The 23,659-nt window shown below is 67.9% G+C and carries 20 protein-coding genes; 13 read left to right on the forward strand and 7 right to left on the reverse strand.

Translation table 11 applies throughout. The features are described from left to right. The first annotated feature begins 48 nt into the window (after window positions 1-48). On the forward strand, window positions 49-1,218 hold the full coding sequence (gene xylA, locus OG385_RS04155; RefSeq protein ID WP_266851932.1) for a xylose isomerase: 1,170 nt from the start codon (window positions 49-51) through the stop codon (window positions 1,216-1,218). A gap of 90 nt (window positions 1,219-1,308) precedes the next feature. Here the strand turns inward: xylA and acnA are convergent, their stop codons facing one another. Beyond that, window positions 1,309-4,023 (reverse strand): aconitate hydratase AcnA, encoded by a 2,715-nt coding sequence (gene acnA / locus OG385_RS04160; protein ID WP_323183627.1) that lies wholly within the window; start codon window positions 4,021-4,023, stop codon window positions 1,309-1,311. 445 nt (window positions 4,024-4,468) lie between these two features. On the opposite strand from acnA, the gene OG385_RS04165 reads away from it, so the two are divergent. Next, the gene (locus OG385_RS04165; RefSeq protein WP_266851934.1) at window positions 4,469-5,509 is read left to right on the forward strand and encodes a hypothetical protein; all 1,041 of its coding nucleotides are present in this window, start codon (window positions 4,469-4,471) and stop codon (window positions 5,507-5,509) included. 174 nt (window positions 5,510-5,683) lie between these two features. On the opposite strand, the gene OG385_RS04170 is transcribed toward OG385_RS04165, so the two are convergent. After that, complete coding sequence (locus OG385_RS04170) at window positions 5,684-6,622, reverse strand: S41 family peptidase (protein WP_266851936.1); 939 nt, start codon at window positions 6,620-6,622, stop codon at window positions 5,684-5,686. Between the two features lie 57 nt (window positions 6,623-6,679). Here OG385_RS04170 and OG385_RS04175 point away from each other — a divergent pair, with 57 nt between their 5' ends. The 4 genes from OG385_RS04175 (at window position 6,680) to OG385_RS04190 (ending at window position 13,102) form a co-directional block, all read left to right on the forward strand. Further along, complete coding sequence (locus OG385_RS04175; protein ID WP_266851937.1) at window positions 6,680-7,222, forward strand: helix-turn-helix transcriptional regulator; 543 nt, start codon at window positions 6,680-6,682, stop codon at window positions 7,220-7,222. Between the two features lie 266 nt (window positions 7,223-7,488). After that, window positions 7,489-9,018 (forward strand): UDP-N-acetylglucosamine 1-carboxyvinyltransferase, encoded by a 1,530-nt coding sequence (locus OG385_RS04180; protein WP_266851939.1) that lies wholly within the window; start codon window positions 7,489-7,491, stop codon window positions 9,016-9,018. Between the two features lie 595 nt (window positions 9,019-9,613). Further along, complete coding sequence (locus tag OG385_RS04185) at window positions 9,614-10,057, forward strand: hypothetical protein (RefSeq protein WP_266851940.1); 444 nt, start codon at window positions 9,614-9,616, stop codon at window positions 10,055-10,057. Window positions 10,058-10,264: 207 nt separating this feature from the next. Further along, entirely contained in the window at window positions 10,265-13,102 is a 2,838-nt protein-coding gene (locus OG385_RS04190) for a glycoside hydrolase family 2 TIM barrel-domain containing protein (RefSeq protein WP_266851942.1), read from the forward strand. Window positions 13,103-13,185: 83 nt separating this feature from the next. Here OG385_RS04190 and OG385_RS04195 read toward each other — a convergent pair whose 3' ends face one another. Both OG385_RS04195 and OG385_RS04200 read right to left on the reverse strand, forming a co-directional pair. After that, the gene (locus OG385_RS04195; RefSeq protein ID WP_266851944.1) at window positions 13,186-14,487 is read right to left on the reverse strand and encodes a hypothetical protein; all 1,302 of its coding nucleotides are present in this window, start codon (window positions 14,485-14,487) and stop codon (window positions 13,186-13,188) included. After that, a complete protein-coding gene (locus tag OG385_RS04200) occupies window positions 14,484-14,780 on the reverse strand; it encodes a hypothetical protein (RefSeq protein WP_266851945.1) in 297 nt (98 codons plus the stop codon). Before OG385_RS04200 ends, OG385_RS04195 begins: the two co-directional genes overlap by 4 nt. A gap of 88 nt (window positions 14,781-14,868) precedes the next feature. Here OG385_RS04200 and OG385_RS04205 point away from each other — a divergent pair, with 88 nt between their 5' ends. After that, the gene (locus OG385_RS04205) at window positions 14,869-15,591 is read left to right on the forward strand and encodes a TetR/AcrR family transcriptional regulator (protein WP_266851947.1); all 723 of its coding nucleotides are present in this window, start codon (window positions 14,869-14,871) and stop codon (window positions 15,589-15,591) included. A 219-nt stretch (window positions 15,592-15,810) separates the two neighbouring features. Here OG385_RS04205 and OG385_RS04210 read toward each other — a convergent pair whose 3' ends face one another. From OG385_RS04210 to OG385_RS04220, 3 genes are all read right to left on the reverse strand, one after another. Then, window positions 15,811-16,185: an SH3 domain-containing protein gene (locus OG385_RS04210; protein ID WP_266851949.1), complete on the reverse strand. Its 375-nt coding sequence runs from the start codon at window positions 16,183-16,185 to the stop codon at window positions 15,811-15,813. Between the two features lie 298 nt (window positions 16,186-16,483). After that, entirely contained in the window at window positions 16,484-17,290 is an 807-nt protein-coding gene (locus OG385_RS04215) for an ABC transporter permease (RefSeq protein ID WP_266851950.1), read from the reverse strand. Between the two features lie 183 nt (window positions 17,291-17,473). Next, window positions 17,474-17,968 (reverse strand): hypothetical protein, encoded by a 495-nt coding sequence (locus OG385_RS04220; protein ID WP_266851952.1) that lies wholly within the window; start codon window positions 17,966-17,968, stop codon window positions 17,474-17,476. 215 nt (window positions 17,969-18,183) lie between these two features. Between OG385_RS04220 and OG385_RS04225 the strand changes: the two genes are divergently transcribed. The 6 genes from OG385_RS04225 to OG385_RS04250 all read left to right on the forward strand — a co-directional run bounded on the left by OG385_RS04225 (window position 18,184) and on the right by OG385_RS04250 (window position 23,635). After that, window positions 18,184-19,305, forward strand: coding sequence for a PP2C family protein-serine/threonine phosphatase (locus OG385_RS04225; RefSeq protein ID WP_266851954.1), 1,122 nt, complete (start codon window positions 18,184-18,186; stop codon window positions 19,303-19,305). 446 nt (window positions 19,306-19,751) lie between these two features. Further along, window positions 19,752-20,909, forward strand: a complete 1,158-nt coding sequence (locus OG385_RS04230; protein ID WP_266851956.1) for an ATP-binding protein — start codon at window positions 19,752-19,754, stop codon at window positions 20,907-20,909. Continuing rightward, complete coding sequence (locus OG385_RS04235) at window positions 20,906-21,316, forward strand: roadblock/LC7 domain-containing protein (RefSeq protein WP_266851958.1); 411 nt, start codon at window positions 20,906-20,908, stop codon at window positions 21,314-21,316. Before OG385_RS04230 ends, OG385_RS04235 begins: the two co-directional genes overlap by 4 nt. Beyond that, complete coding sequence (locus OG385_RS04240) at window positions 21,313-21,693, forward strand: DUF742 domain-containing protein (protein ID WP_266851959.1); 381 nt, start codon at window positions 21,313-21,315, stop codon at window positions 21,691-21,693. The genes OG385_RS04235 and OG385_RS04240 overlap by 4 nt, the downstream gene beginning before the upstream one ends. Further along, entirely contained in the window at window positions 21,668-22,258 is a 591-nt protein-coding gene (locus OG385_RS04245) for an ATP/GTP-binding protein (RefSeq protein WP_266851960.1), read from the forward strand. Before OG385_RS04240 ends, OG385_RS04245 begins: the two co-directional genes overlap by 26 nt. Before the next feature lie 9 nt (window positions 22,259-22,267). Next, complete coding sequence (locus tag OG385_RS04250; protein WP_266851961.1) at window positions 22,268-23,635, forward strand: cytochrome P450; 1,368 nt, start codon at window positions 22,268-22,270, stop codon at window positions 23,633-23,635. Window positions 23,636-23,659 lie beyond the last annotated feature (24 nt).

Genomic DNA, 23,659 nt, shown 5'->3' on the forward strand with positions numbered 1-23,659 from the left:
GCGGCAGTCCGCGACCCCGCCCGACCCCTCGTCGACAAGAGGCTGAACATGCCGGACCGCTTCACCCCCACGCCCGCAGACAGGTTCACCTTCGGTCTGTGGACCGTCGGCTGGAAGGGCAACGACCCCTTCGGCGACCCGACCCGCCCCGCCCTGGACCCCGTCGAGTCCGTGGAGCGCCTGGCTGAACTGGGCGCGCACGGTGTGACCTTCCACGACGACGACCTGATCCCGTTCGGCGCGTCGGAGAGCGAGCGTTCGGCGCTCGTCGCGCGCTTCAAGGACGCGCTGGACCGCACCGGTCTCAAGGTCCCGATGGCCACGACGAACCTGTTCACGCACCCCGTCTTCAAGGACGGCGGCTTCACGTCCAACGACCGGGATGTGCGCCGCTTCGCGCTGCGGAAGGTCATCCGCAACATCGATCTGGCGGTGGAGCTGGGCGCGCGGACCTATGTGGCCTGGGGCGGCCGCGAGGGCGCCGAGTCCGGGGCCGCCAAGGACGTACGGGTGGCGCTCGACCGGATGAAAGAGGCCTTCGACCTGCTCGGCGAGTACGTCGTCGACCAGGGGTACGACCTGCGCTTCGCCATCGAGCCCAAGCCGAACGAGCCGCGCGGCGACATCCTGCTGCCCACCGTCGGCCACGCCCTCGCTTTCATCGAGCGGCTGGAGCGCCCGGAGATGTACGGGGTGAACCCGGAGGTCGGCCACGAGCAGATGGCCGGGCTGAACTTCACCCACTCGATCGCCCAGGCGATCTGGGCGGGCAAGCTCTTCCACATCGACCTCAACGGCCAGTCCGGCATCAAGTACGACCAGGACCTGCGCTTCGGGGCGGGCGACCTCCGCCAGGCGTTCTGGCTCGTCGACCTCCTGGAGAGCGCCGGCTACACCGGACCGCGCCACTTCGACTTCAAGCCGGTCCGCACCGACGGCTTCGACGGCGTCTGGGAGTCGGCGAAGAACTGCATGCGCAACTACCTGATCCTCCAGGAGCGCGCGCTGGCGTTCCGTGCCGACCCGACCGTCCAGGAGGCGCTGGCCGCCTCGCGCCTGGACGAGCTGGCCGTGCCCACCGCCGCCGACGGCGTCAAGGGGCTGCTGGCGGACCGCTCCGCGTACGAGGAGTTCGACACCGGCGCGGCAGCGGAGCGCTCCATGGCTTTCGAGGCGCTCGACCAGCTGGCCATGGAGCATCTGCTCGGCGTCCGCTGACCCGCGGGCACGGGCGCATGGGGAAGGGCCGTACCCTGCCGTGATGTCCGGCTGGGGTACGGCCCTTTCGCGGCCTCGCGGCCCGTCCGCCTACTTGCGGATCAGGTTGCGCAGCACGTACTGCATGATGCCGCCGTTGCGGTAGTAGTCCGCCTCACCGGGGGTGTCGATGCGGACGACCGCGTCGAACTCCACGCCGGTGTCGGTGGTGACCTTGACCGTGCGGGGCGTGGTGCCGTTGTTCAGCTCGGTCACACCGGTGAAGGAGAAGGTCTCCTGGCCGGTCAGGCCGAGCGACTCGGCGGTCTTGCCCTCCGGGAACTGGAGCGGCAGGACGCCCATGCCGATGAGGTTCGAGCGGTGGATGCGCTCGTACGACTCGGCGATGACGGCCTTGACGCCGAGCAGCGCGGTGCCCTTGGCCGCCCAGTCGCGGGACGATCCGGAGCCGTACTCCTTGCCCGCCAGGACGGTCAGCGGGATGCCGGCGGCCTGGTAGTTCTGGGAGGCGTCGTAGATGAACGACACCGGCCCGTCCGGCTGGGTGAAGTCGCGGGTGTAGCCGCCCTCGGTGCCCGGCGCGATCTGGTTGCGCAGGCGGATGTTGGCGAAGGTGCCGCGGATCATGACCTCGTGGTTACCGCGGCGCGAGCCGTAGGAGTTGAAGTCGCGGCGCTCGACGCCGTGCTCCGTGAGGTACTTGCCGGCCGGGGTGTCGGCCTTGATCGCGCTGGCCGGGGAGATGTGGTCGGTGGTGACCGAGTCGCCCAGCTTGGCGAGGACCCGGGCGCCGGTGATGTCCTCGACCGGGGTGGTCTCCATCGTCATGCCCTCGAAGTACGGGGGCTTACGGACGTAGGTGGACTCGGGGTCCCACTCGAAGGTGTTGCCGGTCGGGATCGACAGCGCCTGCCACTGGGCGTCACCCGCGAAGACGTCCAGGTAGGACTTGTTGAACATGTCCTCGCCGATGGTGTTCGCCACCACGTCGTTGACCTCGGCCTCGGTGGGCCAGATGTCCTTGAGGTAGACCGGCTTGCCGTCCTGGTCGGTGCCCAGCGAGTCCTTGGTGATGTCCACCTTCATGGAGCCCGCGATGGCGTACGCGACGACCAGCGGCGGGGAGGCCAGGTAGTTCATCTTGACGTCGGGGTTGATGCGTCCCTCGAAGTTGCGGTTGCCCGAGAGCACCGACGTCACGGCCAGGTCGTGGTCGTTGACGGCCTTCGAGACCTCCTCGGGCAGCGGGCCCGAGTTGCCGATGCAGGTGGTGCAGCCGTAGCCGACGAGGTTGAAGCCGACCTTGTCGAGGTACGGGGTGAGCCCGGCCTTGTCGAAGTAGTCGGTGACGACCTTCGAACCCGGGGCGAGGGTGGTCTTGACCCAGGGCTTGCGGGTCAGGCCCTTCTCCACGGCCTTCTTCGCGACGAGCGCGGCGGCGACCATGACGTACGGGTTCGAGGTGTTGGTGCAGGAGGTGATCGCGGCGACCGTGACGGCGCCGTGGTCGATCTCGTACGTCGAACCGTCGGGGGCCGTGACGGTGGTCGGACGGCTCGGCACACCGTTGTGGGTGGCCGGGGCGTCGGAGGCCGGGAAGGACTCCTTGCCGGACTCCTCGTCCTCGGAGACGTAGTTGCGGACGTCCTGGGCGAACTGCGCCTTGGCGTTGGCGAGGACGATGCGGTCCTGCGGGCGCTTCGGGCCGGCGATGGAGGGGACGACCGTGGCGAGGTCGAGCTCCAGCTTCTCGGAGAAGTCGGGCTCGGCGGCCGGGTCGAGCCAGAGACCCTGCTCCTTGGAGTACGCCTCGACGAGCGCGACCTGCTTCTCGTCACGGCCGGTCAGACGCAGGTAGTTCAGCGTCTCGGCGTCGATCGGGAAGATCGCGGCGGTGGAGCCGAACTCCGGCGACATGTTGCCGATGGTGGCGCGGTTCGCGAGGGAGGTCGCGGCGACGCCCTCACCGTAGAACTCGACGAACTTGCCGACGACGCCGTGCTTGCGCAGCATCTCGGTGATCGTGAGGACCAGGTCGGTGGCGGTGGTGCCGGCGTTCAGCTCGCCGGTCAGCTTGAAGCCGACGACGCGCGGGATGAGCATCGAGACCGGCTGGCCGAGCATCGCGGCCTCGGCCTCGATACCGCCGACGCCCCAGCCCAGCACGCCCAGGCCGTTGACCATGGTGGTGTGCGAGTCGGTGCCGACGAGGGTGTCGGGGTACGCCTGGCCGTTGCGGACCATGACGGTGCGGGCCAGGTGCTCGATGTTCACCTGGTGGACGATGCCGGTGCCCGGGGGGACGACCTTGAACTCGTCGAACGCGGTCTGGCCCCAGCGCAGGAACTGGTAGCGCTCCTTGTTGCGGCCGTACTCCAGCTCGACGTTCTGCGCGAAGGAGTCCGACGTACCGAACTTGTCGGCGATGACGGAGTGGTCGATGACCAGCTCGGCCGGGGCGAGCGGGTTGATCTGCGCCGCGTCACCGCCGAGCTCCTTCACGGCCTCGCGCATGGTGGCGAGGTCGACGACGCAGGGCACGCCGGTGAAGTCCTGCATGATCACGCGGGCCGGCGTGAACTGGATCTCCTGGCTCGGCTGGGCCTGCGAGTCCCAGCCGCCGAGCGCCCGGATGTGGTCGGCGGTGATGTTCGCGCCGTCCTCGGTACGCAGCAGGTTCTCCAGCAGGACCTTCAGGCTGTAAGGGAGGCGAGCGGAGCCCTCGACCTTGTCCAGCTTGAAGATCTCGTACGACTCGTCGCCCACGCGCAGCGTGCTGCGGGCGTCGAAGCTGTTCGCCGACACGACAGTCTCCTTCATCAAAGTGCGCGTTCTACCGCGCCGCGCCTCATGAGCGCCGGCGCCGCGTGGTGCCGCCTGCGGCTGCTCGGCCATCCGCTACAGTGAGGATTAGTTAGGTAACCCTTACCGAGTGACGGCCGCGATGCGCCTCGGCAGATATCTCGATGTCGAGATAACTCTAGTACACGTCCGCTCGGAGGTCATGTGGGGCCACTGTCCTGTCTCAATGACAGGGGCACCGCCTGGGCGATCATGAGCATGCCGCCTGCATGGTCGACAGCCGCGCCGCGGCCCTGGGCATGAGCCGAACGGGTGCATCTGAGCCGCTCTGCGGGCTGGGCCGCTGTGATCGCGATCTCGCCTCGGCCGCCGGGTTAAGGTCCGCGTGGAAACGCTCCCCTGAGGCAGTTCCCGCTGCTCCCGCCGGCGTCCTTGGAGGCTCGCAGGTATGCCCCGTTCGTACGGCGGGCCAGCGAACGGCCGACGTGACTTCCTGGCCGGGCTCCCGCCGGGAGCGGCCGCCCTGCTCGCAGCGGTCGCTGCGGTGCTGAGCACGCTGATCATCGCCACGCCCGCCGCTGCGGCCGCGCCCAGTTGCAGTGTCGGGGCTTACGTCACCGACCTCTACGCGGTGGATCCGGTCCAGGGCACCGTGAACGCGGAGCTGTGGCTGTGGAGCGTATGCCCACACAAGGATCTTGACGCTCTCCAGCGTCTCGAATTCACCAACGCGACGAAGACGATGCTGACCGCGCCTTCCAGCGAGAAGGTGGACAACGAGTACTGGACCCAGGTCAAAGTGGCCGGGACCTTCCGGCAGACCCTGAACCTGACGGACTTCCCGTTCGACAAACAGGTCGTCCGGATCCAGGTTGAGGAAAACAAACTGGACAAGTCACGGTTCGTCTACCGGGCGGATGTGAAGAACTCCACGTACAGCCCCAGGATCCATCCCGGCGACTTCAAGATCACGCGATTCCGGATCGGTGTCGGCGACGCGCCCTACCGGACGAGCTTCGGCGATCCCCGGCTCAAGCGAGGAGGCAGCAGTCACTACTCCCAGCTGGTGATCGAGTTCCAGCTCACCCGAGTGGACATCACGAGTTTCGGCAAGCAGATCCTGCCGGTCTATGTGGCTCTCCTGGTCGCCCTGGTCTCGTTTCTGATCTGGTCGAAGGACAACGAGGTCGCCATGGTCGCACGGCTCGGGATTCTCGGTACCGCGCTCTTCACGATCATGCTCAATCTGCGGGCGGTCGACGAGGCGCTGGGCACCTTCCTGAACGTGACGCTGGTCGAAGAGATCCACTTCATGAGCCTGATCTACGTACTGGTCGGTGTCGCCAACACCACCTACGTCATGAAGCTGTTGACCGATCCCATGGCCGAACCGGCGGCGCGGCGCTTCAACAACCGCACTTTCGCCATCTCGACGGGCTTGTACCTCATCGCCAACATCGTCGTCATCGCCCTCACCGTGTCGTTCTGAGTCTCCGGGAAGCGGTGGAGGCTCGCCGACGCCGCCGCATCCGCACTGATACCTCCCAGTGCACTGAGCCGCGCGACCAGGTTCGCCGGGATGGAAGCCCGAATGGCTGGGGTCGTTGAGATGACGGCTCGATCGAGTGCGAAGGGACAGCCGCCCGGCCGCCCCTGTCCTTTGTCATGCCATCGAGGCGTTCGACTGCGAACCAGCTATTTCTGCCAGCCGGGCGAGGGCCAGCGCGTGCGCACGGTCGAGGGAGTCGGCAGCAGCGCACAGGATGTCCGGTTGCACACCGGCGCCCTCCCAGTTCGTGCCGGAGACGGGATTGATCGCGCGGCCCACGGGGACGGTGGCTTCCAGGCGCGGGTGCACGGTCCAGCCCTGGCACGGATGTGCGCCACCGCGGGTGCGCTCGCCGACGACAACGGCGCGGCCGAGCTGCTGGAGGTCGTACGCCAGCTCTTCAGCGGCAGAGAAGGTGCTGTCACTGGAGAGCACATACAGCGGTTTGCTGCCACCGAAGCAGGCGCCGGGAACGTGCGGCAGGCTCCAGGACTGCTCGTGGCGCTCGCCGTCCCGCCAGTACATGGTGTTGAGGTGAGTGCGCTCGTCCAACAGGTAACTGCAGACGAAGGCGACCGTGTCCGGGTCGCCGCCCCGGTTGGCACGAAGGTCCACGATCAGCGCCTGGGCGCGGGACGCCAGGGTGAGCGCGGCGCTCAGCGGTTCAGCGGCCCACTCCAGCGGAAACAGCATCGGCGCCAGCTCCACCACGGCGACCCCTCCGTCGAGCAACTCCACCCGGGGCGCACCGCCCAGCGAGGTGTCGAAGTCCCGGCGCATGGAGGCCAGGGTGGCCGCCCCCTGCTCCGGAGGCACCCGGTCAGCGTGGTACTTCAGCCTCAGGTGTCGGTCGCCGTTGACGGACTGCAGGTCCGCGGTGACAAGCCGACCGAGCTCTTCGGCGCCGTCGACGTCATAGGCGCCCTCGGCGAGGCGCCGTCGCAGCAGGCCCGCCAGCTGCTCGGCTGTCTCCGGGAAAACGTAGTGCTCGATCAGGAGCCGGGCCGTCTCGTCGATGACAGGTGCTGGCCGAAACTGCGTAAGCGTCGTCATGGCTGGGAGTAGAGCACCGCCCTTGCGAAAGCGTCAAGAGAGTTAGACACTTTCGGTATGCGCAACCAGCCTCCCTATCTGCCACCTCCTGAGGACGTCCAGGAGATCGGTGCGCCCGAGCAGTTCGCGGCGCTCGCCCACCCATTGCGTCAGCGGTTGCTCTTCGCCCTGGGCCACCGGCCTGCCACCACCAGCCGGCTTGCGGCGCAACTCGACGCGAAGAAGGGCAATGTGGCCCACCACCTCAAAGTGCTCCGCGAAGCCGGGCTGGTCCACATCGCCGAGACCCGCCAGGTCCGCGGCGGCACCGAGCAGTACTACCAGCGCACGGCCCGCCACATGGTCGTCGCCGAACCCCGGGCGGCAGGCACCGCCGCGATGCTCGCCGCGGTCGCCCAGGAACTGGACCGCTCGCCCGCCGAGACCCACCTGGCACTGCGCCACCTGCGCCTCAGCCCCGGGAAGGCACGAGAACTCGGCGAGGCCCTCGCCGAACTGGTCGACGGGGCCGAGGAAGATACCGAGGACCAGCCCGTGCACGGTGTGTTGGTAGCGCTCTACCAACAGGCTCCGCCGGCCGGCACCACCAGCTCCACCTGAGCGGCACCAGCCTCCCGGCACCCCCGCTCCGCCCAGAAGTGGACAAACCGGCCGGGCCGCCTCCGCCTCACATGCGACTCACAGACGACGCGCCCGCCCGCCATACCTCCGGCCCCGGGGCGCCCAGCCGGATGCGTGGCGGGCCCGGTCGGCAGCCGGGGCGTCGCGTCACGGAAGGCGTCCGCGTCCGGGCCGTCGCCACACCCGTCACTCCAATGGCCCACCCCGACGAGTCGGCATCTCATATGTGAGATAACGTCTGCCGTATGGCAGATGACTACCTCGTACGCATCGGCAAGCTCATCCGTGACGCCCGTCAGCACCGGGGCTGGACACAGACTCAGCTGGCCGATGCGCTCGCCACAAGCCAGAGCGCCGTGAACCGCATCGAGCGCGGAAACCAGAACATCAGCCTTGAGATGATCGCCCGGATCGGCGAGGCTCTCGACAGCGAGATCGTTTCGCTGGGCTACGCCGGGCCGATGCATCTGCGGGTGGTCGGCGGACGCCAGCTCTCCGGCGCGATCGACGTCAAGACGAGCAAGAACGCCTGTGTGGCGCTGCTTTGCGCCTCGTTGCTCAACAAGGGGCGGACGGTGCTGCGCAGAGTCGCCCGCATCGAGGAGGTGTACCGCCTGCTGGAGGTGCTCAACTCCATCGGTGTACGCACCCGTTGGATCAACGACGGCAAGGACCTGGAGATCGCCCCGGGCGCCGAGGTGGACATGGCCGCCATCGACGCGTCGGCCGCCCGCCGCACCCGCTCGATCATCATGTTCCTCGGCCCGCTGCTGCACCGCCTGGACAACTTCAAGCTGCCGTACGCGGGCGGCTGCGACCTGGGCACCCGCACCATCGAGCCGCACATGATCGCGCTGCGCCGCTTCGGTCTTGAGATCACGGCGACGGAGGGGCTCTACCACGCGCAGGTGGAGCGGGGCGCCACTCCCGACCGCCCGATCGTGCTGACCGAGCGCGGCGACACCGTCACCGAGAACGCGCTGCTCGCGGCCGCGCGCAGCGACGGCGTGACCGTCATCCGCAACGCGTCCTCCAACTACATGGTCCAGGACCTGTGTTTCTTCCTGGAGGCGCTGGGCGTACGGGTGGACGGCGTGGGCACGACGACGCTGACCGTGCACGGAGTGCCGGACATCGACGTGGATGTCGACTACTCCCCCTCCGAGGACCCGGTCGAGGCGATGAGCCTGCTGGCCGCCGCCGTCGTGACGGAGTCGGAGCTGACGATCCGCCGGGTCCCCGTGGAGTTCATGGAGATCGAGCTCGCGGTCCTGGAGGAGATGGGCCTCGACCACGACCGCAGCGCCGAGTACGCGGCCGACAACGGCCGGACCCGGCTGGTGGACCTGACCGTACGGCCCTCCAAGCTCGAAGCCCCGATCGACAAGATCCACCCGATGCCCTTCCCGGGGCTCAACATCGACAACGTGCCGTTCTTCGCGGCCATCGCGGCGGTCGCGCAGGGCCAGACCCTGATCCACGACTGGGTCTACGACAACCGCGCGATCTATCTGACGGACCTCAACCGGCTGGGCGGCCGACTCCAACTCCTGGACCCGCACCGGGTATTGGTGGAAGGACCGACCCGCTGGCGCGCGGCGGAGATGATGTGCCCGCCGGCGCTGCGCCCGGCGGTGGTGGTGCTGCTGGCGATGATGGCGGCCGAGGGCACGTCGGTGCTGCGCAACGTGTACGTGATCAACCGCGGATACGAGGAGCTGGCGGAGCGCCTCAACTCCGTTGGCGCACAGATCGAGATCTTCCGGGACATCTGAACCGGTCCTGCCCGACGCACCCCTTCCTGGCCCGCATTCGTGCGGCCGGGAAGGGGTGCGTCGCCATCTCCTCACAAGCTTCACTCGGACATGTCACACCTTTCCGCCCAACCCCCTCCCCGTCCTCCGTAAGGGGGTTTCGGGTTATGGGTGTTCCTCCAAGCAACCGTGAACCATGTCTCAATAGCCGTCAACTTCCGCTGGAAGCAACGGGTTTACTCTGCATTTACAGTCCCTTGATGGTCGCTCGCGACGAGCGATCCGGAAGGGACACACAAGTTGAGTACACACATCACCGGACGCGCGGCCCGATCCGGACGAAGAAGGGTCCAAGTCCCCTCACTCGCACTGCTGTTACGGGCCACCGGAACCGATCCGGCTGACGGTCGGGCGGCAGCCGCCGAGTCCGTCGCCACCGCGGTCGCGGGGAGCGGGCCGCGGGCCCGGCAGCCGTCCGCGGCGGCCGAAGACCATGAGGCCGACCCGGCCTGGGCCACCCAGCGCAGCGCCCCCTGAATCGCCTCCCGAAAACAGCAACGTGCGGCGGATACCGGCAAGCCCAGCCATCTCGCCAGTCAGATTCGACAGGACCGAATTGAACAGCCTTGAGATCCATACGACCAGCCGGCAACTCGCCGCCCTGCTGTGGCGTCAGCACACCGTCTACCGGGAGCGCGGCGGCAGCGCCGTCATCCGCGGCGAGCACGTCGGAAAGTGGATAAGTCTGACAGCCCGCGGAACAGGCCACGTACACATCCGCGCCGGCCGGCTGCTCGATGGCGGCACCTCCGCCCCGGCCCGCGCCGAGACCACCGCACCCTTCGACGGCAACATCACCGAACTGGCCGCGCACTGCCGTGCGTTGCTGCTCGAAACGGTGGACACCACCACGGGCACCGCACCTGCGGACCCGGCCACGCCCGCCCACGGACAACGCCCGTTACGGTCCGGCAATCGGGGCTCGATCACCCTCGCGCTGGCCTGTAGCGCTGTCGCTCTCGGGCTGTTCCTCGCCGCCATGGGCGGTGTGCTGGGCTGACCACAGAAGCCACCGCCCCCACCCCGACCTGCGACATGCCGGTTCAGGGAGGGGTGGTGGCGTCTGCGGGCCGGCCGTCGGCGGCAGGTGGGAGCCCGTCGGTACCGAGCCCTGGCCCCAAGGCCGTTGACAAAGGGATCAGGGCCTGCCGACCATGGAACTCACATCGGCACTGACAACGTTGTCGAACGACGCACCGGGAGCGACGTGACCCAGTTGAATCGCAGGCGTTTCCTGTCCAGCGGGATCGCCACCGCCGGTGGTGGTGTTCTCGGCGCGCTCGGGCTGTCCGGCGTCGCCGACGCAGCGCCGGGCGGCGGCACCACAGGCACCGCGGGCACCCCGAACAGCCAGAGCACCCATCTCGTCCGCACCGACGGCCGCGAGATCACCAGCGGCTGGACCTTCACCGCGGCGGACGGCACGACGCCGCCCGGGAACCGGATGGCCAGCGCGCAGCGCATCACCGGCCTGAAGCCGGCTGTCGTGCCGGGCACGCCGCTCACGAGCATGATCGCCAACGGCGAGTACCCCGATCCGCTGTACGGCCACATCGTGACCGACACGGTCCCTGACACCCTCAAGGACACCGACTACTGGTACCGGGTCGCGTTCCCCGTGCCGCGGCTGATCCCGGGCCAGCGGTTCTGGCTGCGGTTCGACGGCATCAACTACCTCGGGACGATCTGGCTCAACGGCACCGAGGTGGGCACCATCGAGGGTGCGTTCAAGCGGGGCGTCTTCGATGTCACGGACATCATCGCGAAGGCCGACGGCACGGCTCACCTCGCGGTGCTGATCGGCAAGCTGGACTACGTCGACCCCCCGGCGTTGCCGAGCTACGCCAGCGGCGTGACCCGCGGCGGGCGCAACGGCGGCAAGACCGGGATCACTCTGAAGAACGGCCCGACGTTCTTCTGTACGGCGGGCTGGGACTGGCTGCCGACCATCCCCGACCGGGACCTGGGCATCTGGCAGCCGGTCACCTGGTCCACGACGGGGCAGATCCGGCTGACCGACGTGCACGTCGATCCGACGCTGTCCGCTGATCTGAGCACGGCCGACATCGCGATCGGACTCACCCTCGACAGCGCCTTCGACTCGTCCCGGTCCGTGGTGGTCAGGGGCACCCTCGACGGCCACGAGTTCGCCCGGACCGTGACCGTGCCGGCCGGCGCATCCACGGTGACGGTGACGTCGAAGGACATCGACTGCCTGCGGCTGAACCGCCCGAAGCTGTGGTGGCCCAACGGGTACGGCGACCCCCACCGCTACCGGCTCTCGATCGGCGTCGAGTCCGGTGGCCAGGTCCACGACGAGCGGACGGTGGACTTCGGCGTCCGGCGGATCGAGTACACCAAGCCGATCCAGTCACAGACCGGCACGCCGACTGACTGTCTGGCGATCACCGTCAACAACCAGCCGATCCTGGTGATGGGCGGCAACTGGGGCCTGGACGAGGCGCTCAAGCGCATTCCGCGGGAACGGCTCCGCGAGCAGGTGCGGCTGCACAGCGAAGCCAACCTCAACCTGATCCGGAACTGGAACGGCCAGAGCAGCACCGAGGACTTCTACGAGGCGTGCGACGAGTTCGGCATCCTCGTCTGGCAGGACTTCTTCTGCTCGACGGAAGGTCCTGCCCCGGCGAACGTCACCCGCGACCTGGACAACATCCGGGAGTGCATCGTGCGGTTCCGCAACCACCCGTCGGTCCTCCTGTGGTGCGGCGGCAACGAGGGCCCGCCGCCGCAGCAGCTCGTCGACGGCCTGGACGCGCTGGTCGCCGAGCTGGACCCCAAGCGCGCCTCGCTGACCAGTTCGGCCGGCGACACCGGCAAGAACCCCATTGGCGGTTACAGCTCGGGCGGGCCGTACCACTGGGTCACCCCCAGCACCCACTTCGACCTCAACGACGGCACCCACTGGCCGCCGTTCCACAACGAGGTCGGCTCGTACTCGATCCCCACGCTGGAGTTCATCAAGAAGATGATCCCCGAGGCGTCGTGGGAGCACCCGGACGACTCCTGGGCCGACCGGGACGTCAACGGCAACGGCGGCAACGGCGGCGGCGCGGGCTACCTCCAGATCACCGCGAAGCGCTACGGCGATCCGCAGAATCTCCCGGACTTCGCCCGCAAGTCCCAGCTGATGAACTACGAGTGCATCAAGGCGATCTACGAGGCGCACGCCGCGAACATGGAGAGCGCCGCGCCGGGCAAACCGTACCCGCGCACCGGCGTCATCATGTGGATGACCAATCCCGCGCAGCCCAGTTTCGTCTGGCAGATGTACACGCACGATCTTGAGGCACACTCGTCGTTCTACGCGGTCCAGCACGCCTGCCGGCGGGTCAACGTGATCCTCAACAGCAAGACGTACGACGTGGTGGTGGCCAATCACACCCGAGAGGCCGTGCGGGGCACCGTAGCCGTCACGCTCTACGACCTGGACGGGAAGGCGTTCGCCAACACCTCCTGGCGCGTCGGCGGGGCAGCGGCATCGGATCACACGGTGATCGGCAACATCGCCACGCAGCTGAACGGCGCACCCTCCGATGTCGCCTTCGTCCGGCTCTCGTTCAAGGATGCGCACGGCGCCGAACCGGTCCGCAACTTCTACTGGATCGAGAACCCGGCCCGGGCCGCGGGATTCCTGAGCCTGAACGATGTGGCCCCGGCCGCCGTCTCCGTCACGGCCGACGTGAAGCACGGGAGGGACAACACCGAGCTGACCGTGGAGGTCGAGAACACCGGCGGGGCCGTGGCACTGATGGTGCACCTGCAGGTGTACGACACCCGGACCGGCGAACGCATTCTGCCGGCGACGTTCGACGACAACTACCTGAACCTGGTGGGCGGTGAGTCGCGCACTGCCAGGGTCCAACTGGACACCGGTCAGGTCCGGGACCACAAGAACATCGGGGTGCGGATCGACGGCTGGAAGATCGACCAGCGCGCCTCCCGGCTGCGGGGACACGGCCTGGCCGTCACCTTCAACCAGGCGGCGTTGTCGACCCATCCGGCGACGAAGACCTTCGGCGGGTAACCGGAACGCGCGGGTATGGCCGGCCACGGCGGCCGGCCATACCCGTCATCCGGGCCTTCACCCACCTTGCAAACCCAGTGGAACTAGCTGCCGGTCCTGTCGTGGACCCGGACGATGCCGCTGTACGTGGAGATGTAGGCGGAGCCGTCGGGACCGAGGGTGATCGGGGACCAGTTGTTGTTGTAGGCGTCGCCCGTCCCGGTCAGGGTGCGGAAGCGCGTCTTACCGGTGCGCCAGTCGATGGCGGTGAGGTACCAGGCGTCGACCCCCTTGCTGCTCTCCGGCTTCGAGTAGGCGTACAGCAGGCCGTTGGAGCGGGAGAGCTTGGTGACGACTGTGGGTGACTGTTCCTTGCTGGTCCAGGCGACCTTGCAGCCGGTGCCCGCCTTGTTGACCTCGATCTTGGTGATCCCGCCGGGGGTGCTCCGGCCGCCCTGGGTGCTCTTGGTGGACGTGTAGCCGTAGTCGTTCTCCACCGAAAAACCGTTGCCCCAGGCGGTCAGCGAGTTTTCGGTGGCGCCTGCGCCGGGCCGGAAGACAGGAACGGAGCAGACCAGGCGGTTGCCGTTGACGTGGTTGCCGCGCCGGTAGACCAGGACGTGCATACGGGGATCGGCGTTGTCGGTGATGCCTGCGTACTTGTTGCCGAGCAGGGCGGGCGTCGCGCCTGTGCCCTGGTTGATCTGGCCGGGCTTGGTGCGGGTCCCGCGGTCGTACGTCTCGCGCCAGTCGGTCCGCGGCGTACCGTCCGGCCCCGCGTGCATCTTGTACAGGGCGTGGTCGGTGGCGATGAATGCGCCGTCGGGGCCGGTGGAGAAGGAGTTCTCGATCTGCTCGCCGTGGAGGTCGACCGTCCGGACGGTGCCGGTGTCCGGGTCGACCGTACCGACGCGGCCGTGGTCGCTGACCCACCACATCAGGCCCTGGTAGTCCACCTGGACCGCGGTCACCGGGTCGCACTCGCCCTTCGGGTCCGGGTCGGCTGCGGTGGCGCAGGTGTGCGGCAGGTACGGGCGCAGGTCCCAGTTGTCCGTCTGCTTGAACTCCCAGCGACCGGAAGGTATGTGATCCACCGTCAGTCGCTGGATGTGCTGATCGGCGCTAGCGATGACGATCCGGTCGCGGTTGTCCAGGTAGTAGTAGGAGCCCGAGGTGTCGGAGAACATCAGGGCGGGGTTGCCGGTAGCGGCCGCCTGGTAGGTGGAGGGCCGCACCGGGAGCGGGTAGGAGGCCAGGTCCTTGAGGGTGGTGGGGTCCTCCAGCCGCAGGGTCGGATGGTGCGAGGCGCCGCCGCAGTTGAGGACCATCAGCCCGTTGCGAAGGAACGTGGCCGTGGCGCACTGGGCCGGGTCCTTCGGGTCGGTGACCTTGCTGGAACTGGTCACCCCGGGGTGGCGTCCCAACGGACCACCCTGCGGCTGGGTGTTGCTCGCATACTGTCGCCGTGCATGGCGCTCCGGCCGTCCTGCGCCATGAACGGGTTGTGGACCTCGCTGCCCGGCACCGCGTGCGGGCTCGCCGGGCGGCCGGTGGAACCGGGGGCCCGGCTCGGGCCGGGGCCGCTCAGCAGTGGCCCGGCCTGCGCCGCTCCGGTGCCGGCGAGCACCAGCGCGGCGGCACCGGCAGCCGATGCGGCCAGTGTCGCGACGCGACGCAGTTTCGAGGTGGGGGATTTCATGGGGGATCCTTCCCTGGCGCTCAGAAATAAGGCGAGTGCCTTAGCAAGGTACACCAATCTTTAAGGCGGGTGCCTTACAATGGGATCCATGACCAGAGGAAGCACGACACGCGAGGCCATGGCCGAGGTGGCCCTGCACATGTTCGCCGAGCGGGGGATCGACGCCGTATCGCTCCGGGAGATCACCGCGGCCTCGGGTCAGCGCAACAAGTCGGCGGCCCAGTACCACTTCGGCAGCAAGGAACAGCTCGTCCGGGAGATCTTCGAACGCCATACGGGGCAGGTGGACATCCGCCGTCAGCACCTGCTGGCCACCCTGTACGAGAACGGCCGGGAGCCCTCCCTGGAAGAACTGGCCGACGCCCTCATCCGTCCGCTGGCCGGCGCGCTCATCGAGCAGGAGCACAGCCATTACGCGCGCTTCCTCGCCCAAGTGGCCACTCCCCCATGGACGGTGGCCCTCGTACCGGCCGATCCAGCGGCCACACAGAGCGTGCAGACCGTCTTCAGCGCAATCGCCCGCCTCCTGGACGACCTGCCCGAAAACATCCTGCGCACGCGGCTCGCCCTGGCCATGATGCTCACCGTCCGCGCCCTGGCCGCGTGCGAGCACGCCATGGAACAGAGCGGGTCCGACAACGCGCGGCGGGTCGCGCTGCTCACCGCCAACCTCATCGACAGCACCATCGGAATCCTGCGGGCACCCGTGTCCGAGGCCACGCGAAGCCTTCTCCCCCCGGACCCGGAGCCGGTGACCCGCGATGACGACTGGCCCTGGCACCTTCTCATCGGTGCCGAAGCGGGGTTCTGACCACAGAACTCGATGCCGCCGTTGGGGCCCTCGCCCGGCCGGACCGCACGGTGCGGGCGGCGAACGCCCTCGTCGGAGAATTTCGTATCAAAAACGCTTCGTCGCCGGCCCCCTGGAGCACAGGGCCGGCGACGAATGCAACAGCGGCAGATCAAGCCCCTTGCGCAATATGGCGCGACAGCAGGAATGTCACCGCACAAGGGGTGTTTCCGCTCGGGTTCAGCAGAAGCGCGGAATGGCACCGATGTTGGTGATGTACCGCGCCGACACGAAGTTACCGCGGGGCGTCTTGTACCACAGGTTGTTACCCGCGACGTTCTGGCCGTGCACCTTGCACACGATCTCGATGATCGAGTTGTGCGAGTAGGAACCGACGACCCGGAAGCGCTGGCTGGGGCCGCTCCGCACCAGCACGCCCGTCGGGGAGATCACACGCCCCTTGTAGAAGGACTTGGCCGCGACAGTCATCTGGCCGTTGCTGGCCGTGCCGTTGCTGAGGTCGCCGGCCAGAGCGGGACCTGCGGCCACGCCGACGGCCATCACACCGGCAGTCAGCGCCATGACGAGCTTGCTGGTCTTGGGCTTGGGGAACACGCATTGCCTCCACGAGGTCACAGACCGATGGGTAGATGCCGTGAGGCGACGTCCCCGTACATGCGCCGACACGAACGGCTCACTGCTCGCACAATCCGCCGTCGAACGGCCCACAGAGGGAAATGAATCGCCTCAGCAAGAGGAAGCTACTGCCACCACCACAGCAACCGTCCGAACACGCAATTCAACACACAGCGCGATCTCCTGAATGGGCGTACGGCATTGATCCGTTCGAGGTAATTCGACTGTGCAGCCGGATCTCCTGGACGGATCAGCGGGCTCCAGCAATTCCGCACGGTCAGGAGGCTGGCCCGGTCTCCGCCCGCGCCGGGCGGAACAGGCGCCGACGAGCTATCAGTTCGACGGTCACGGCAACGGCGACGGCCTGCACAGCCATGAGGGCGATCAGGACGAACAGCTGCGCAGCGCCGGCCATCATCGGGCTCGCACCCCCAAGGAGCATGCCCACGAACGCCCCGGGAAGGGTGACCAGCCCGACAGTACGCGTCTGATCCAACCCCGGAAGCAGGGCGTCGGATGCCGCGGGACGCGCGATCTCCATCCGCGCATCCCGGTCGAAGAAGCCCAGCGCCATCGCAGCCTCGACCTCTCCCCTGCGCTGTTCCAGCTGGTCCAGGGCGCGGCGTCCCGCGAGCACCGTTGCGGTGAGGGCGCCGCCGATGAGAATGCCGGTGATCGGAATGAGTACGAGGCCCTTGAGGGGAACCAGCCCCGTCAGCAGCAGCGCCGTCACCGTGGGGACGACGCCGGCCGCAAGGGGTGCGGCGGTGAGCCACCAGGTGTGGTTGCTGGTCAGCCGTCGGCCTGCCGTGCGTACGGCGACGGTGAACATCACGACCAGGAACGCTGCCAGCCCGGCCACCCTGGTGACCGCCCAGGTGATGATCAACGACACCACGGCGAGCTGGGCGGCCGCACGCACTCCTGCGACCAGGATTTCCCGGGGACGCCCGGCCGGGGAATCAGAGGAATCAGGGGACAGCCGGAAGAACCAGGCGACCCCCGCCGCCACCGCCAGCAGCACCACCAGCAGGACTCCGAGGGTGATGTTGACCGGCAGAAGAGATCTCGCACTCAGGGTCACATGCCTCACCGTAAGGGGCACCCCCGGCGCGACCCAGCCCGGGCCCGGGACTGGAGCATCACGTTCCACGGCCTCACATCACGGTGGAACAGGGCCAGTTCGCGGGCCGCCGCCGGCCGGCGATCCGGTCCGGCAGCCACAGCGCGGCAGCGGATCACCCCCGGCTTCCGAACGGCCGCTCGCTCAGTGGCTCAGGATGTTCGCCGCCACGATCAGAAGCCCGATCAGCATGTCCACGCCACCGGTGCGGGACGCCCTGCCCCAGCTGCGGCCCGCCACACGTGCGGCCCAGAGCCCCCAGCCGAACAGCGCCACCGTGTTGATGCCGAGGGAGAACGCGATCGCGGATTCCTCCCCCCACCAGCCCGCGTGCGCGCCGAGCAGGGCGGCCACCGTGGGCAGCACCGCGGCGGCCAGCGGCCACTCGGTGAGCACCGACCGTACGGTGCTGCTGGTGACCGGCACTCCGTCGGCCTTCCGGTGGGCGATGGCATGGGCGTAACCGTGCGCCGCCGCCGACGCGAGTGACGTGAGCAGAACCCAGAGCGCGTCGTACCCGGGGTCGGGGCTGCCGTTGTCGTTGTCCAGAGCGGCGGCCAGTGCGCTGGCGAGGATCGTTCCGTAGATGCCGCCGAACAGAAGCCGTTGCAGTGGTTCGGCGCGCCGAGCCGGGGACACGGGAACACTCGGGCTGGCGGGCAAGGCGCATCCTCCCATGGCGAACAAGTCAGTCGGTCGATACAGGGATACAACCGCATACCGTCGTGATTCCCCCGTATCTGCGTGCGGGAGCCACTCGGTCCGGCAGCGGCTCACCCCGGAGCGCGGCGGCACGGCGGCACGGCGGCACGGCCACGGGGAGCGTGAGCGGCCCGTGTGCGGTATCCAGAGATATGAGCCCGCTGCGGATACTGCGCCCGCTCCACGAGGACCTACCGCGCCCGAAAGCGCTCATCGCGGTGCCGTTCGCCCTGATCGCCGTCGTCACGGTGCTGGACGTCAACGCGCCACCGGACGTCCACCTCGGCCCTTTTCTCGTGGCGGCTCCGGCGATCACGGCGTCGTTCGCCGGCCCCCGTACGACCGGCCTCGTCGGTGCGGTCGCTGTCCTGGCCCAGTCGCTGGTGGGCATCGCGCGCACCAGCATCAACGACCTCAATCACACGTACCAGATCGCCGCGCTGTTCCTGATCTCCGTCTTCGTCACCTTCTTCGCCCATGTGAGGGAGCAGCACGTGCGGGAGATGTCCCAGCTCCGCTGGGTGGCACAGGCGGTGCAGCGTGTGGTGATGCCCGCGCTGCCCGAGCGGAGCGGGACGCTGCACATCGCGTCGCGCTATCTGGCCGCCGAGGCGGAGGCGCAGCTCGGCGGCGATCTGTACGCGGCGGCCCGCACGACCTGGGGCACCCGCGTGATCGTCGGAGACGTACGCGGCAAGGGACTCGACGCGATGGGCGAAGCCGCCCAGGTCCTGGGCTCCTTCCGGGCCCTGACCCACCAGGAACCCGGACTTCCGCAAGCCGTGGCCCAGTTGGAGGCCGGGGTCGCCGCGTACGCCGACGGACTGCCGCCCTCGGAGGGGGACGCGGAACGCGGTACGGAGGCTTTCGTGACCGCTGCCGTGCTGGACATCCCGGACGCCGACCCGGAACTCCGTCTGGTCAGCTGCGGGCATCCGCCGCCCCTGCTGCTGCGGTCCGGCCGGGTGCTCTCGCTCGACGTCCGGGAGCCCGCACCGCCGCTGGGGCTGGGGGCGCTGGCCGGGTCGGCCTTCACCGCCCAGACGTTCCCCTTCGGTGTCGGCGACATCCTGCTCCTGTACACGGACGGCGTCATCGAGTCCCGCGACGGGGCAGGCCGCTTCTACCCGCTGACCGACCGGATCGCAGCGTGCCGCGCCGACGGACCGGACGCGCTGCTGGAGGATCTGTGCGCCGATCTGCTGCGTCACGCCGACGGCAGCCTGGGAGACGACGCGGCCCTGGTGGCCATCGAACGGCTCGCCGCACCCTGACGACACGGCCGCCGGACGGCCCCGGCCGAGGCTTCCCCGGGCCCGGTCCACGCCCGCGGACATTCGTCCCGAAGAATTCACAATCATGATCAATCGGGCACGTCCGGCAAATAGTCAACGCCCACAAGACCCCATATGAGCACCTTGCTGAATTTCCGTCAGATGCCAGAAAGATAACGCTTCCCCGGGATCGTCACCCCATCCCGTGGTGCTAAGATCATCACGCTTGCCAGGCGGTACCAAACCCGCTATGGCGCTTAATTGCGCAGCGCGTCGGGCCAGAATTCCGCCACCCCGGGGGGAACTTTGCCATCAGCCGGGCCTTTAAAGGCAGTCGGGCAGGAGAACGCGCGCGACCGATCCCGTATGTCTGCGGCCACGAGTGCACTCGACCGCGCCCCCGAGACATTCAGAGCCCGGCGGCCCCGCCACCCGAAGAGAGCCCTATGACTCAGTACCTCCAGGATCCAGCACTCTGGGCTTTGATAGCTGGTACTCCTGTCGCCGCTACCGCGATCGTTCGCGGAAGAAAGTCGATTTCCAAGCTCCGTACGGAAAAGCAAGAACTCAGAAGCCACTACGCCACCCTGGAAGAACACTACGCGGAATCCGTGGAAGAGGCGAAAGAGCGGGCCGAAGAAGCCACCAAGACCGCTCTGAAATCCGCCATGCGGACGCTTCAGGGTCTTGCGAGTGAGCAGCAGCTCGCCATTTCGAAACTCCAGGGCAAGTACGGCGAACTCCAGATTCTCCAGGACCTCCTGGACATCGACCACATGAATTCCCAGTTCGCACGGCGCGCCCAGTCCATTGCCGTGCTCTGCGACGGCTGGCTCGGCCGTCAGCGCGCCGACGCGTCGCTCTACGACGTGGTCCGCAGCGCGAAGGGCCGTATCCGCCACTTCACCCGAGTGGAGATCCGGACCCAGAGTCATTTCGCCATCGTGAGCCGCGCCGTCGAACCGGTCGCGCTGACACTCGCGGAGCTGCTCGACAACGCCACTAGTTACTCGGCGCCGGAAACCATGATCGAGATCAACATCCGGCCGGTTCCCAAGGGCGTCTGCATCATCGTCGACGACGCCGGTGTCGGCATGAACGAGGAGGAGAAGAGCCGCGCGGCCAAGCTCCTTTCGAGTGAGCGCTCCCCCGGCGTCGCGGGACTCGGCAACCCGCCGCAGTTCGGATTCACCGTGATCGGCGTGCTCGCCGCACGCTACGGATTCAGTGTCTCCGTGGACACCACGTCGCCCTACGGCGGTGTGCGCGCGGTCGTGCTCCTGCCCGACGACCTCCTCACGTCGATGCCGGAACCCGCCCCCCAGCCCCAGGCGAAGGAGATTCCCACCGTGGCCGCGTCCTCCCCGATGCCGCCCGAGGAGGATCCGGCGGCAGCACCGGCACCGGCTCCCACGACCACCTTCGGCGGCCTCCCGAAACGCAGCAGAAGGGGGCCGATCTCCATCGTGCCGGAAGCCGACGCCGGGGCCGCCCCTGCCAGGTCGACCGAGCAGATCGCCTCAGTGATGGGGGCGTTCCAGCGGGGGACCCAGTCGGGACGCCGTTCCACCAGTGCAAGCAGCGAAGGGCCTGAGACTCAGTGAACTACGACCTGTCATGGATGCTTGACAGCGCCCTGGAAGTCCCCGAAGCGCGGCACGCGATCCTCGTCTCGGCGGACGGCCTGCTCATGGCCCGCTCCAAGGAGGTCGGCAAGGACCACGGCGACACCATCGCCGCCGCGATGAGCGGGATGCAGTCCCTGAGCCGCACGGTGGCCGACTTCTGCGGCCGCCCGCCGAACGACCGGCCCCAGTGGCGCCAGACGCTGGTCGAGTTCGAGCACGGCTGGGTGTTCCTCATCTCCGCAGGCGAGGGCGCCTACCTCGCCGTTTCGGCCTCCCCCGAGGTCGACATGGCGGAGATCTCCTTCCGTATGCAGCAGTTGGTCGGCCAGCTCGGCAAGGCACTGACCAGTCCTCCGCGCGAGATTGCCGACGCCGACGCATGACGACGACAGAGGAACCGGACCAGGAGCCGGAAGCCCCGCAATTAGTGCGTCCGTACGTCATCACCAACGGCCGCAGCCTGGTGGACGATCACGAGTTCTCGCTGATCACGCTGATCACCGTGGCCGAGAACTGCCCTGCGATCGGCCATCTCGACCCGGAGAAGCGCCGGTTGGTCGAGCTGTGCTCCGGGGGGTACCTCGCGGTCGCCGAGATCGCGGGTCACACCCAGTTGCCCGTCGGCATTGTCCGCGTCCTGCTCGCCGATCTCACCGATGCGGGATACCTCTACACGCGCAAACCCATTCCGCGGGCCGAGCGTGTCGAACGACGCATACTTGAGGAGGTGCTGAATGGCCTTCAAGCCCGTTTCGGATAGCGGGGTCTATCTGAACGAAACCGTGCAGACCGCGGCGAAGATCCTGGTGGTCGGGCACTTCGCCGTCGGAAAGACCACATTCATCGGAACCATGTCGGAGATCCCTCCGCTGCGGACCGAGGAAGTAATGACGCGGGCCGGCGAGGAGATAGACGACCTCAAGGGAACGCGCGGCAAGACCACGACAACCGTCGCGATGGACTTCGGCCGACTCACGCTCAGTGAGAATTTGGTGCTCTATCTCTTCGGAACACCGGGACAGCAGCGTTTCGTCCAGGTATGGGAAGACATGTCGCGCGGGGCGCTCGGCGCCCTCGTACTGGTCGATCCCGAGCGGCTTCAGGAGTCGTTCCCCGTGATGGACCTGGTGGAGCAGTACGGCATTCCGTACACCATCGCCGTCAACCGGTTCGACATCGGTACGAAACACGAGGACACGGAGATCAGAGAAGCTCTCGACCTGCTTCCCGAGACACCTCTGGTGAGTTGCGACGCGCGCGATCAGCGCTCGTCCGCGAATGCTCTGATCGTCCTCGTCCGCTATCTTCAGTCGCGCCTTTCCTAGGAGTTCGGCATGCAATACCGTTCCGAAGACCAGGGTCCGCCCCCTGGCTGCCCCGCCCACAACAGCGGCAAGAGCGTTCCGCTGTACGGGCCCGAGTTCGCCGCCGATCCCGATGCCTACTACGAACACATGCGGGCGTACGGCACGGCGGCACCCGTCGAGCTGTCCCCCGGCGTGGAGGCACATCTCGTCACGGACTACGCGGCCGCGCTCCATGTGCTGCAGAATCCGGACGTGTTCGCGCGGGACTCGCGCCGCTGGCGAGCCCTGAGTGAGGGGCAGGTGCCGCTGGACAGCCCGATCCTGCCGATGATGGCGTACCGGCCGAACTGCCTGTTCACCGACGGCACTGAGCATCTGAGGCTCCGCCAGGCAGTGACGTCCTCGCTGGCCCGGATCGACACGCACCGGGTGAGCCGACACGTCGACCGAGTCGCGACGTATCTCATCGAGCAGTTCAGCGGCCGCGGCCGTGCCGATCTGATCGCCGAGTACGCCCAGTTGGTGCCGCTGCTGGTGTTCAACGATCTCTTCGGCTGCCCCGCTGAGATCGGCGACCGGCTGGTGTACGGGATCTCCTGCCTCTTCGACGGCGTCGACGTCGAGAAGGCCAGCGAGATCCTGACAGAGTCCCTGTTCGAACTGGTCACGCTCAAGCGCTCCCAACCCGGTGAGGACATCACCTCCTGGCTGATGCAGCACGAGGCGCGGCTGTCCGACGAGGAGATGATCCACCAACTGGTCATGCTCATCGGGGCCGGCACCGAGCCCACCCAGAACATCATCGCCAACGCGCTGCGGCTACTGCTCTCCGACGACAAGTACTCGGGCGGCCAGCACTCGGCGGGTCTGCTCGTCGAGGATGCCATCAACGACGTGCTCTGGAATGGTCCGCCGATAGCCAACTACGCGGCGCACTACCCGTTGTACGACGTCGACCTCTCCGGAACGACCCTGCGGGCCGGTGATCCGGTGGTCATCAGCTTCGCCGCGGCCAACAGCGATCCGGCCCTGTCGATGAGTCGTCAGACGCTCAGCAAGCGCGCGCACCTCGCGTGGGGCGCGGGCGTGCACGCCTGCCCGGCCAAGGATCCCGCACTGCTGATCTCGGTCCTGGCGATCGAGAAGCTCCTCAACACTCTGCCGGACATCGACCTGGCGGTACCCGCCGACACCCTGACCTGGCGGCCGGGCCCCTTCCACCGCGCGCTCGCCGCACTGCCCGCCCGCTTTACGCCCGAACACCGGGAAAAGCGCACATCCAGGCCTTACGCGACTGGCCCGCGCATACCGGAAAACACACCCGCGCCGCAGGGCCGCGGAAAGCCGGGAAAGGGTAGCTGGTGGAGTGGATTCCTGACATGGTGGAAGGTGTGACATCCACAACACCTTGAGTGACTT

Origin of the sequence: Streptomyces sp. NBC_01306 (assembly GCF_026340465.1) — a bacterium.
Lineage (GTDB): Bacteria > Actinomycetota > Actinomycetes > Streptomycetales > Streptomycetaceae > Streptomyces.